10 protein-coding genes are annotated in these 11,902 nt (G+C 62.3%); 1 reads left to right on the top strand and 9 read right to left on the bottom strand.

Features of this window, described 5'->3' with window-relative positions; translation table 11 throughout:
- Positions 1 to 47 precede the first annotated feature (47 nt).
- Positions 48 to 3,767: a BamA/TamA family outer membrane protein gene (locus ACYU7Q_RS05120; protein WP_460608355.1), complete on the bottom strand. Its 3,720-nt coding sequence runs from the start codon at positions 3,765 to 3,767 to the stop codon at positions 48 to 50.
- A gap of 111 nt (positions 3,768 to 3,878) precedes the next feature.
- Between ACYU7Q_RS05120 and ACYU7Q_RS05115 the strand changes: the two genes are divergently transcribed.
- Positions 3,879 to 5,378, top strand: coding sequence for an FAD-dependent monooxygenase (locus ACYU7Q_RS05115; protein WP_460608354.1), 1,500 nt, complete (start codon positions 3,879 to 3,881; stop codon positions 5,376 to 5,378).
- Between the two features lie 36 nt (positions 5,379 to 5,414).
- On the opposite strand, the gene ACYU7Q_RS05110 is transcribed toward ACYU7Q_RS05115, so the two are convergent.
- The 8 genes from ACYU7Q_RS05110 to ACYU7Q_RS05075 all read right to left on the bottom strand — a co-directional run bounded on the left by ACYU7Q_RS05110 (position 5,415) and on the right by ACYU7Q_RS05075 (position 11,516).
- Entirely contained in the window at positions 5,415 to 5,972 is a 558-nt protein-coding gene (locus ACYU7Q_RS05110; protein ID WP_460608353.1) for a metal-dependent hydrolase, read from the bottom strand.
- A gap of 170 nt (positions 5,973 to 6,142) precedes the next feature.
- Complete coding sequence (locus ACYU7Q_RS05105; RefSeq protein WP_460608352.1) at positions 6,143 to 6,385, bottom strand: hypothetical protein; 243 nt, start codon at positions 6,383 to 6,385, stop codon at positions 6,143 to 6,145.
- 78 nt (positions 6,386 to 6,463) lie between these two features.
- Positions 6,464 to 7,147, bottom strand: coding sequence for an SIR2 family NAD-dependent protein deacylase (locus ACYU7Q_RS05100; protein ID WP_460608351.1), 684 nt, complete (start codon positions 7,145 to 7,147; stop codon positions 6,464 to 6,466).
- 215 nt (positions 7,148 to 7,362) lie between these two features.
- Complete coding sequence (locus ACYU7Q_RS05095) at positions 7,363 to 8,166, bottom strand: AraC family transcriptional regulator (protein ID WP_460608350.1); 804 nt, start codon at positions 8,164 to 8,166, stop codon at positions 7,363 to 7,365.
- 129 nt (positions 8,167 to 8,295) lie between these two features.
- Positions 8,296 to 9,195, bottom strand: a complete 900-nt coding sequence (locus tag ACYU7Q_RS05090; RefSeq protein ID WP_460608349.1) for an oxidoreductase — start codon at positions 9,193 to 9,195, stop codon at positions 8,296 to 8,298.
- Positions 9,196 to 9,430: 235 nt separating this feature from the next.
- Positions 9,431 to 9,847 (bottom strand): pyridoxamine 5'-phosphate oxidase family protein, encoded by a 417-nt coding sequence (locus ACYU7Q_RS05085; protein WP_460608348.1) that lies wholly within the window; start codon positions 9,845 to 9,847, stop codon positions 9,431 to 9,433.
- A gap of 114 nt (positions 9,848 to 9,961) precedes the next feature.
- On the bottom strand, positions 9,962 to 10,675 hold the full coding sequence (locus ACYU7Q_RS05080) for a hypothetical protein (RefSeq protein ID WP_460608347.1): 714 nt from the start codon (positions 10,673 to 10,675) through the stop codon (positions 9,962 to 9,964).
- Positions 10,676 to 10,952: 277 nt separating this feature from the next.
- Positions 10,953 to 11,516, bottom strand: a complete 564-nt coding sequence (locus ACYU7Q_RS05075) for a Riean_0653 family protein (RefSeq protein WP_460608346.1) — start codon at positions 11,514 to 11,516, stop codon at positions 10,953 to 10,955.
- Positions 11,517 to 11,902: the final 386 nt, after the last annotated feature.

Here is an 11,902-nt window from a genome sequence, read left to right as displayed (position 1 = left end):
ACACAGTAGGGCGTGGGCAAGCCCCGCACCCTACTGTGTAATCCTAATTACTTATCCAACCGGAAGCCCAGCCCAAACTGAATGAGCGAGCTTTCCACCGACTTCTGGTAAGACACGGCGAAGGCTAGCGTTTCGACCACCGGGGCAATGTAGAAGCCCGCGCCGTAGCCCGAGTGCCAGCCGCCAGGCGAGGCATCCTGGTAGTACACCCGGCCCTGGTCGTAGAAGCCAAATACGCCGTAATAGAAGGGCAGAAAGCCGTTTTTGACCTGGCCGAGGGCAAGGCGTAGCTCGGTGTTGTAGTATAGGCTGGCGTCGCCGCTAAAGCGGTTGCGGTAGTAGCCGCGCAGGCCTTCGTTCTGGCCCAGGCTGGCAAATTTGTAGAAGGGAATGTCGTTGTCGGGGCCGTAGTTTTTGGCCCCGCCGCCTTTCAGCACGAGGGTGACGGGGATGCCAACTTTGGCAGTGCCGTAGTATTCGGCGAAGCCTTGCGTAAGGCCGAAGTTGCTTTTGGTGCTGGTGAGCTGGCGGTAGCTGTCGTGCTGCACGCGGATGCGAACGCCGCGCTGGGCGAAGCTGGGACGATTGCGCAGGTCGAGGTCGAACACGCCGTTCAGGCCCACCAAGCTCTGCTGGCTGGTGTTGGGCCGTACGTCGGCCGGGCGGGTGTTGATGGTGCCGAGGTAGGTATTGTCGCCGAAGCTGCTGGTATAGTTCTCGTACGTGGGGCCAACGCGGATGACACTGCGCTGCAAGAAAGTACGTTCCAGAAAGGCATTCACGGTGTAGCCCTGATAACGGGCGTTGTAGAACTTGTTGTCGTACAGCGTCTGGTCGAAGCCGGTGTTGTTGCCCAGCCCGAAGAAGCGGTAGAAGGGGAAGTAGCTGCCGTAGCTGGCCGAAGCGCCTACATCAACTTTGCCAATGGCGTAGCGGTGCCGCGTGCTGGCCGTGAGCTGAAACAAGCCGTTCACACTGCCCTGCACATCGAACGAATACATGTTTTTATAGCCCGGCTTGCGGAAACCCTGGCGCAGGAACGTGATGCCCGCGCTGGCCCCGAAGCCGTCGTTAGCGTTGTAGAACAGGCCAATGCTGGGGCGGTAGGAGTTGAATTCGAACTGCTCGCGGTCGTACTCGTTCACGCCCGGGCGGGTGCTGGTGCGGTTGTCCGACTCGGGGCCCAACTGCATTTCGGTATCGGGCAGGTCGTAGATTTTGGTGCGGGCGCGCAGGCCGCTGGCCGTGGAGTTGTCGGTGATTTTGTCCTTGCCGTCGCCGCCAATCACCCGCACCAGAACGCTGTGCTTGCCACCGTCGCCGGTGACGGTGAACACGTCCTTGCCGCCGAGGCCGTAAAGGCAGACCTCTTCGGTTTCATTGGGGTTGAAGGTCCTGTCGAACAGGGCCGCGCCCTTGGGGTTTTCGGTATCGCCGGCGCGGTCAAACATCTGCACACGCACCTGGCCGCCGGGCAGCCGGTTCACCTGGAAAACTTCGCCTTTGTTTGAGCCAACCACATCGACGCGGCGGGCCAGCAGCAGGTAATATTCGTCAATGGCTTTGGGCAGTTCCTGAATACGGGCCTTCAGTTTGCGGTTGATGTCCTGGGCCGATAAGGACTGGATTTCGGCCGGCAGCTGGGCCGTAGCGCCGTCGATAACGGCTGGGGTGATTTTGGCTTGCAGGTACTTGGCGGTTTCCTGCCACTGCTCGCGGGTGAGGTCCTGGAGCAGGAAGCGGTCGAGGTGGCGGGCGGGCCAGTTCAGGCTTTTCATATCCTGAAACTCAGTTTCGAAGCCTTCAATGCTGGGCACGGCCCATTCGCGGTTGGCGAGGTAGGTGAGGAGGCCGTTCCAGAGGGTGAAGCTCTGGTCGCGGTCGCGCGGGATGGGGCGGTAGAGCGTGCCGCCGCCCGGCTGCTTGTAGCCGGCCCATTTCCAGTTGTCTTCGTGCTTGCCAAAGTCGGCCACCAGCATGTCGAAGGCGCGGGCGCGGGCCAGGGCGGGCGCGTCCACCTTGTTGTCGTGGTCCTTGTAGAGCTTGCGAAACAGGCCGAAACTGCGCGTCACCTCATCGGAGCCGCCGAAGCCGGGCAGGTTGGGCTTGGGGTCTTTGGGCGAGTCTTCGAGGGTGCCGAGCAGGTTGGCATAGTCGGCGCGGTAGGGGCCAAGTTGCTGGTTGTCGGGCAGGCGGAACAGGCGCGGGCGGGCGTGCAATATGTCCGTCTGGTCCAGCATGTAGCTGATGGGCAGGTTGCTATACGGGTTAGCCGTGGCCGTCACGTCGCGCAGCACATCGGAGGCGATGGAGTTGCGCAGTTCGGGCGGCAGAATCTTGGTCACGTCCTTATCCACGGAGCGGAAAACGTACTCCGAGCTGTCGGCCGCAATGAGCTTGAGCGAAGTCGTCTGGCGTCCGCCGCCCTTGCCAGTAGGGCGCAGGCCACCTTTTTCGGTGGTCAAATCCAGCGTTTTCACCGTCACGGGCTGTAGCCACGACGAGCGGTATATTTTGCCGATGAAGAAATTGCGGCTGCCGGTGGGCTTGTACTCCGGGCCGGGTACTACGGTGGTGGTGGCCTGGAAGGGCGCATCGGGTTTGGCTTCGGCTACGGTCTTGGTCGCGCCGGGGCAATTGGTGATGAATGGGTTGGCGGGGGCTTTCTGGTCGCCCCCCTCGGCGCAGGCCGAACGAAAAAGGGTAGCAGTATAAGCGTCTTTGGCCGCCTGGACTTTATCATCAAAGGTGAAAACGTGCGTTTTCACCGTGCCATCGGCGAAGTATTCGAGGGTCGTGTAGCCTTCTTCGCTTTTGCTGTAGAGCGACTGGCCTTTGGCCCCGACGTGCTGATTTTCGACAAAGCTGCCACTCACGATGTGGTAGTTGCCCTGGAAGGGCGTGATTTGCAGGCTGAAATCGTGCGCGGCGGCGTAAATCACGCCGGGGTTGCTTTGCAGCGTATTCAGCAGCTCCTTTTTCAGCTCCTGGTAGCGCGGGTTGGCTAGGTCGCGCGGGGTGCCCACATTCTGGCGGTAGGCCGCGTAGATAGTGCCGAACACCGGCGGGCTGAGGTGGCGCGAAAGAGGCTCGTGGCCGCCGTACACGCCGTTGCTTACTACCGGGTGGTGGCCCAGCAGCAGCACGTTTTTGTTTTTGGTTTCGTCAATCAGGTCCTGCAGCTGCTCGCGGAATTCCTCTTTGGTGAGGGTCTTGCAGTCGGTGTCGGGCGCTTCGGGGCGGTCGAAGGGGTGTGTGAACCACGGCGTGTTTATGGCCACGAGGCGCACCAGCGGGGCCACGTCCACCACTTCGGGGCCGGGGCAGCCGTTGGTGGGGATGAAGGCATTCTGGCCGGGCAGCTGCTTCTCGATGTATTTTTCGAGGCGGCGCACGGCTTTCAGGCCGGCAGGGCCGGAATTGGCCCAGTCCTTATCGCCGGGCAGGAAGTAGATTTTGCCCTGCGGCAGGCCCTTTACCAAGGCAATGAGTTGGTCGGCGCGGTTGCGCTCAGCTTGCGCCAGGGCGGTGTCGCTTTTGGCCGCCAGGCCGGTGTTGCCCACAATATCACCGAGATGTACCACGGTGAAAGGACCGGTTTGCTGCTCCAGCGTGGTGCGCAGAAGCTTGAGGCGGGTGGCGGGCAGCTCGGCCTGGGCGGTGTTGCCCAACAGGAAAACAGTGTGGGCCGGAGCCTGGGCAAAACCGGGAGCCGAAGCAGTAAGAAATAGCCCGGCAAGCAGGGCACGAACGTAGCGAAAAGGCATAAGCAAAGTAGATATAATCCTCTTCTACGGCAGAGGAGCCGGGTGCGGTTGTTTCTGACAGCCTGAAAGGCTTGTTCGGCTATATTTACCTGCCAACTTGCCGACTTGCCGATGAACCCAACTGCTGCTAACGTGCTGATTGCCGGAGCGGGCCCGTCGGGGCTGATGCTGGCGCTGGAACTGTGCCGCCACGGCGTGCGCCCGCGCATTATCGACCCATTGCCTGGCCCGTCGCCCCTGAGCAGGGCCCTGGTCATGCACGCCCGCACCCTGGAGCTGCTCGACCGCCACGGGCTGGCCGGTACGTTCGTAGCGCAGGGCGAAATCCTGCGTGGCGTGGCCCTACGGCGGAAAGGGCGCGTTGCCGCTTCGTTGCCGATAGGTCGCATCGGCGAGGGGTTGAGCCCGTTTCCCTTCGCCCTGACAATCTCGCAGGACCAGACCGAGCGGCGGCTGCGCGAGGCGCTGGCCACCCACGGCGTGGCCGTGGAATGGAACACCGCCCTCACGGGCCTTGCGCAGGACGCGGCCGGGGCCACCGCCACGCTGCAACTCCCCGGGCAGCCGCCCGAAATGATGTCCGTGGCCTATGTGGCGGGGTGCGATGGAGCCCATTCGGCCGTGCGGCACGCGCTGGGCATCGGCTTTCCGGGCGGGACGTATGAGCAGGTGTTCTTCGTGGCCGATACCGTGACCGAGGGCCTGGACGAGGATGCCCGACTGGGGCGACTGCTGGAAGTGTCGCTGGCCCCGCGCACCTTCAACGCCTTTTTCCCGATGCCGGAGGGGCGGATGCGCGTCATCGGCCTGCTGCCCGGCGGGCTGGCCCCGGAGGCGGCCACTTTTGCCGCCGTGCAGCCGGGCCTGGAGGCAGCTGAGCACATCCGGGTGCAGTCGGTGAGCTGGTTTGCGACCTACCGGGTGCACCACCGGGTGGCCGACCATTTCCGGCAGGGCAGGGCGTTTCTGGTGGGCGATGCGGGCCACATCCACAGCCCGGCCGGCGGGCAGGGCATGAATACCGGCCTCGGCGATGCCGTGAACCTGGGCTGGAAGCTGGCCGCCGTGCTGCAACGCACGGGCCCCGATGCCCTGCTCGATGCCTACGAAGCCGAGCGCATCCCCTTTGCCCGGCAGCTGGTGGCTACCACCGACCGCGCGTTCACCGGAGCTACGCGGGCCACGGCCTGGGCCAGCTTTGTGCGTAGCTGGGTGGCCCCGCTGCTGCTGCCGCTGGCCATGCGCGTGCCCGCCGTCCGGCGGCTGATGTTTCGCACCATCTCCCAGATAGGCATTAAGTACCCGCATTCTCCTTTGAGCAGGGGGCGAGCTGGCGGCGTGGCGGGCGGCCAGCGGCTGCCCTGGGCAGCTGGGCGCTACGAGGCGTTGCGGCCCGTGGGCTGGCACCTGTTGCACGTGGGGCCGGTGCCAGCGGTACGGGCCTGGGCGGCGGCGCATTCAGTGGCAGCTACAGAAATCACTCCCGCCGCTGCCGAAAAGCCGGGCACCGTGTACCTCGTGCGGCCCGATGGCTACGTGGGGCTGGCAGCGGCCGCATTTGATGAAGCAGAATTTACCCGCTATGCCCGACAGTGGCTGGGGCAGGAGTGAGCGTTAATCCGACTACTGCAACAGTGCGCTGGAATATCACCGCCGCGCTGAGCGAACATTGGCAGTTGGGGTTCGCAACGACTGCCAGCCCAGCAGCAGCAGGCACGGCAGGCCCACCCAGAGGGCTTCACTGGCCAGCACCCGTAGCCCCTTGGCCCCAAAGAACCCCCGAATGCTCAGGGGAGATACTTTGATGGGCCGGAAGGGGAAAAAGTAGCGCTCCGGGTGCCAGGGGCTGAAAAAAGCCACGCCCAGGCCGCCCGTCGTCATTGCATCGAGCAGGCCGTGCGAGGCGGTGGCCAGAAATAGCAGCAGCGCCAGCCGCCCGGCAGCGGGCCGCTGGCCGGGGCGCGCCAGTCGGCCCAGCAGCGTGCCCACAGCGGCAACTATCGCGGCGGCCAGCAGCGAGTGCGTCAGCCCTCGGTGGCCCCAGAGGCTGTCATACGGCACGCCCAGGCGAAAGCCCACCGAATCCACATCGGGCAAAGCAGCGCAGAGGGCGGCGGCCACCCAGTAGGGCCAGTGCCGGCGGTCGGGGAGCAGGAGCTTGCCCAGGGTGGCCCCCAGGGCGGCGTGGCCGAATGCGGAAGCCATGAAAAGCAGGAGGGAAAAACGCGACTGGTCCGCCTACCAGGGGCAGGCGGACCAGTGCAAAAGGAGTTTACCAGCGGCGGATGAAGCCGTAGTGTTCGAGCAGCCAAAGGGCGGCGATGATGGCAACGATGATGAGGGCTTTGGGCCAGAATTCGCCCCAGAAGCCGCCCTTAGAGGGGGGCATCCTCGGGCTGCCAGGTCATGACCATGTGGTGCACGGGCAGCACCACAAATTCGGGGTGGTGGCGCAGGTCTTCGTGGTTGCTCAGGGCCCAGTCGAAGGCGGCCTGCTCCGTTTCGAAGGCTTCGGGCACTCCCGCAACAGGCCTAAGCATCATGTGGTTGTGTTGATGAGCGGCGTCGTGCTCGTTGCGCAGGCCGAAAAGCTGGTATTTGGTGACGAGTCTGTACATGGCGCTAAGGTAGAAAAGAGAAGGTATTTGGTGGAGGAAATTTTGTGCAAATGGTCAGGGCTGGGCAATGACCAACGATTACCCGGCCAATTCTTTCAAAATCTTCGGGACGCCGGTGCTGGCGGCCTCGGCCACGTAGCGCACGCCGCGCCGGCCGGCTTCGGGCTGGTGCGGGTCGATGACGAAGACGGGGCAGGTGGCGGGGGCGTAGTGCAGCAGGCCGGCGGCCGGGTACACTTGCAGGGAGGTGCCCACGATGAGCAGGGCATCGGCGGTGCTTACGGTTTCGGCGGCTTCTTCGATGGCGGGCACCATCTCGCCAAACCACACAATGTGGGGGCGGAGCTGGTGGCCGTCGGGGGCGAGGTCGCCCAGCTTGATGTCGCCGGGGCAGTCGTAGACAGTGGTTTCGTCGGCCACGGAGCGCATCTGGTTCAGCATGCCGTGCAGGTGCAGCACGTCGGAAGAGCCGGCGCGCTCGTGCAGGTCGTCCACGTTTTGGGTGATGATGCTGACGCGCCAGTTGGGCTCTTCCTCGAAGCCAGCCAGGGCCAGGTGGGCGGCATTGGGCTGCACGGTGCGGGCCTGAGCGCGGCGCTGGTTGTAAAAATCGAGCACCAAGGCCGGGTTGCGGGCAAAGCCCTCGGGCGAGGCCACGTCTTCGACGCGGTGCTCTTCCCACAGGCCATTGGTGTCGCGGAAGGTGCGGATGCCGGACTCGGCCGAGACGCCGGCGCCGGTGAGGACGACGAGGTGTTTCATTTCTGGGGTCTTGAGGGCTTGGATGAATGCCATGCCGCACGAACGTCATGCCGCGCGTAGCCGAAGCATCTAGCGTGCAATACTAAACCAATTGCTAGAAAAGGCTTATTGGTAGCAAGCGAGATGCCCCGGCTACGCGCGGCATGACATTCTTGTTTTGACCCTGATTAATTTTCTCGTTTTGCGCTTGGTTGACTTTGCTGTTTTGTCGCTGATTAAAGTTTCGACGGCGCTGCGCCATACATTTTCTTAAAGGCGAACGAGAAGTGCGACAAATCTTCGAATCCCACTTCGAGGTAGGCTTCCGAGGGCGCTTTGCCTTTTTCCTTTATCAGGAAATGGGCTTCCTGCAAGCGGCGCTGCTGCAGCCAGCGGCTGGGCGAACGATGGAATATTTTCTCAAAATCGCGCTTGAAGGTGGCCAGGCTGCGGCCCGTGAGGTAGGCAAAGCGCCGGAGCTGCACGTTGAAATGAAAGTTGCGGCTCATGAAGGCTTCCAGGTCGATTTTGCCGGGCTCCGTAAAATCAAACAAGACATCTTTCAGCGCCGGGTTTGACTTGAGCAGGAGCATAATGGCTTCGCGCGCTTTCAGCGAAAGCAAGGCTTCGTTGCCGGGCTCGGCGAGCTGCTCGTAGGGTTGCAGCGAGTCGAAGTAGCTTTTGAAAAGCGGGGTCATGGCCAGGGCGGCCACCGCCTCCGGGCTGGCGGAATGCGGGGCGGCGTGGTAGCCGTGCTCCAGGCTGAAGTTGCGCAGCGTGTGCTGGTCGAGCGTGATGGAAAGGGATTTGAACTCGCCGCTTTCGGGCAGCTGCTTGCTGAACTTGACGAGGTGGTTGCGCTTGCTGAGGCGCAGGTCGCCCTCGCGGAAGATGTGCTCCGTGGCACCGTCGTAGGTGATGAGCGAGCCGGCCAGCTGGTAGCTCAGGATGTGCTCGGGCACAAACTGCTCGCCATCCCGGCTGGCGTTGTGGTAGCAGGAGTACAGGATTTGGGGCCGGGCTTCTGAGAGGGCGGGCATGGGCAGGTGGATTGGTGAGCGACAGAAGGCGGGTATTGGGCGGAAGTGAAGCCCGGTAGCAAACCGTCTTGCTTCGCGGCGCGCTGCATGACGGTCTGCTACCGGGCTAAACCCATTGGGTGCCGCTAGTTACTCCGCCGCGCGCTCATTTTCTTTCTGCACGCCGTACATCTTCCCCATTTCGGTGTGGAGGAAGTTCTCGGCTTCGTCGTGGTCGGTGGAAAGCGTGACGGGCAGCCACTGCTCGAACTCGGCTTTGCGGTCGGCATCGGCCTGGCGGAGGAAGGCGGCGGCTTCGCTGCCCAGTACCAGGTGCACGGGCGGGTGGGGGTGCTGCACGAGGTTTATCATGGCATGGGCGGCTTTGTCGGGGTCGCCCATGGGCACAAAATTGCCGCTGGCAAAGAATTCGGCGCGCTGCTTCACCAGGTCGTAGCCTTCGATGGTGGGGGCGTAGGTCATGGAGGCGCCGGCCCAGTCGGTGCGGAAGCCGCCGGGCTCGACCGACGTGACGCGGATGCCCAGCGGGGCCACTTCCTTGGCCAGGGCTTCGGTGAAGCCGCCCAGGCCAAACTTGGCGGCCTGGTAGATGGTGACGCCGGCATTGCCCACGCGCCCGCCAATGGAGCTGATTTGGAGGATGTGGCCGCTGCGCTGCTGCCGTAAGTAGGGCAGCACGGCCCGCGTGACGGCAATGGGGGCGTACAAATTGGTTTCGAGCTGGCTGCGTACCTGCTCTTCGGTGTAGGCTTCGGCGGCGCCGGTGATGCCGAAGCCGGCGTTGTTCACCACCACATCGAGGCGGCCGAAGTGGGCCACGGCGGCGGCCACGGCTTCGGTGATTTGGGCGTGGTTGGTGACGTCGAGGGCCAGGGGTAGCACCTGGGCACCGTATTGGGCCACAAGGTCGGCCAGCTGTTCGGGCTGGCGGGCGGTGGCGGCCACGCGGCCGCCCTGGGCCAAAACGGCTTTGGTGAGGCTGCGGCCCAAGCCGCGCGCGCTGCCGGTGATAAACCAAACGTTATTCATGATTTCTGGGGTTAAAGTTCATGACAAAGGTCCGGCCGGTGGACAGCGGCAGCTTTGTTGAAAAGCTCAATCTTGGTTTGTTGAAAAGCTCATGAGAAGTGGGCAAATGGAAAGGCCCGCTGCGGGGCAGCGGGCCTTTGAGGCTGATTTAGCGTAGTGTGCGCTGTAGCGTGGACGCTGTGAGCCCGCGTTTCCGTGGGCCATTCTATACAGGCGCGGACTCGCAGCGTCCACGCTACAGCGTTACTTCCCCATCTTCTTCGCCGTGCCAGAACTTGATGCGCTTGGCCTGCACGCGGATGAGCACAATGCCGGGCGTATCAATGCCGTCTTTGAACCAGCGCTTGAGCTCGGGCAGCCAGTGCTTTGCGAGGGTGGCGCGCTGGCGGATGAGGGTGGCGGTGCCCACCACGGACACATACAGGTAGTCGGGGCCGGAGAAGCCGAGGCTGACGTGCGGGTTCTCGGTGATGTCGCTCACGGTGCGGGAGCCTTCGTAGGTGAAGTAGTAGGAGTTGCCGTCGTATTCCACGTCGCCGTTGTTGCTCATGGGGCGGGTGCTGAGGTGGCCGCGGCTGGTGTGGGTGGTGAGCAGGGTGATGTCGAGCTTCGCCATTTTGGCGGCGACGGCTTTGAGGGTGGTTTCGGCCATGAGAGCTGGGGGTGAAAGGATGAGCTGCGCGTACGTGGGGACGGGGGCGGTTGTTCATGAAAAAAGCCCGCTGCGGGGCAGCGGGCTTCAAAACAGGCGGGTGAGGCAGCCAGCTTAGGCTTTGGGCGGGGCCACAGCGGCGCCGTCGGCCGAGCCGGGGCGGTCGACCACGGCGCGGGCCGCCATGATGCGGTTGTAGAACTCGGCGTCGCGGCGCTTGTACTTGCGCATGAGGCGCTGGAACCGGTCTTTGAGCAGGGTGCCGAGCTCGGCAAACTCGGCGCGGAGGCTGACGCGGGCAGCCTTGCCGTCGACCTGGGCCTGCCGGGGGGCGGTTTTCAGGTCGTTGAAGGCACTGATGGCTTCCTGCAACTCCTTGATACGGTCTTTGTCGATGCCGTATTCGTCTTCGAGCACGGCTTTGTGGTTGGGCAGCTCGGCGAGCAGGGCGGTGGCGACGTCGGAGAGGCGGGAACCGCGCAGATTTTGTAGGTCGCCTTCGCTATAGTCGGCCAGGGCTTGCAGGGTGGGCTGCTTCTTCTGGGGGTCGGAGGCGTAGGCGAATACGTCGCCGGCGATTTCAGCAGTGACAATGATGAGGGTTTCGCGGGCCGTTTCTTTGTCGGACTTGCCGCCGGCGGGGGCTCCGGCCCGGGCCGTGCGCTGGGTGGCGGTGCGCAGGGGCTGCATGTCGGCAATGATTTCGTCGAGGCGCTGGGCTACGATTTGCAGGGCCCGGTCTTTGGCGTAGGGGGTGGGGTCGGTTTTGAGGGTGGCAGAAAGGTTTTCGGCGGCGCTGAGGCGGTTGTCCTGCTTGGCGGTGAGCATGTGTTTGGAGTAGGAAACAATGAAAAAAATGGGAGACGCAGCAGGGGCCGGGGTTTGGAGAGGCGGGACTAGGATTTTTCTATGCGAGACTTGGATTTGGAAACCCGTAGCGGGCGTTTGGAAGGTCGTGGCCGGGGTTTGGAGAGTCGTGGCGTAGGGTTGGAAAGGTGGGGCGAGGGTTTGGAAGGACGGGGCGGAGGTTTGGAGAGGTGGGGCGGGGGTTTGGGTGAGCGTGGCGCTAGTTAGGGAGAATTGTTGAGGTTTATGATAATTTCTCTCAATACTTTACATCGAACCGGCCTTCTGAAACCGTTACTGATTGATTGAAATTAGTGTGGTTCTGCAAATAGCCGTCGAAGGTGCCGGAAATGATGTGCGCGACGGTATCGAAACGGGTAATTTGTATTTGGGTGCGACTGGCGTCGAAGGTGCCATAATGGGAATCGCCGGGCAATCTGTTAACGTAGCCAATATGGCCGTTACGCGTGTTAAAGCTGCGAGTGGAGGGTGGTAATATCTTCACTACCCCAGCCTCAACCAGGCTATCACAGACGATGGAAAAATCTTCTGACCTGTTGCCGGTTGTCAGGTATGCCGATAGTATCAGTTCATTGCCCTTTGTATTATAATACACATTCAATGGTTCGGTGATGCACGCACCTCCAGCGAAGCCAAAACAACGTGTTCCGTAAGGTTTCCATACTTTGCCCTCAAGCCGAAAGCTCAAGGTGTTGGTGCCCGTTTGAGTAATGGGAGTGAGCTCAAATGCTGGCTCGGGAGAACCGGATTTGCAGCCTGCCAGCAGTAGAGTAGTCGACAATAACCAGACGGCGTTTTTCATGATTGGAGAGCAGGAAGCCAGTGGAGTAGAATTGGTTGTAAACCTAACGGCTGCTATATGTGCCCGCAACATGGCTTTTAGGTAAAGTAGACTTGAGGCATGCTGTGTTGAGCTAAATAGTGTGCTTAGGATAAGGCTGTTGGCTCATGATAAAAGGACTTCATGGATTTACTATTTCATAGCTGACCATTCAGAATATGCTACGGCTGAACCCTCGCTAACAAAAACGCGCCGCCGCTCCCGTAACCGGAGGGGCGGCGCGTTTTTGGTGTTGCGGGCGTGGGCTGCGCCGGCCGGCAGGGGCGGGGAGCCGGCTCCCATCGGCGGTGGCTATTGCGGAAATAGATAATATTTAGGAAACATTATATTCTGCCGTCTGGCCGTTA

Source organism: Hymenobacter terrigena (assembly GCF_054776515.1).
The sequence above is the reverse complement of the archived record's forward strand: the minus strand, read 5'-3'. Positions and strand labels throughout refer to the sequence as shown.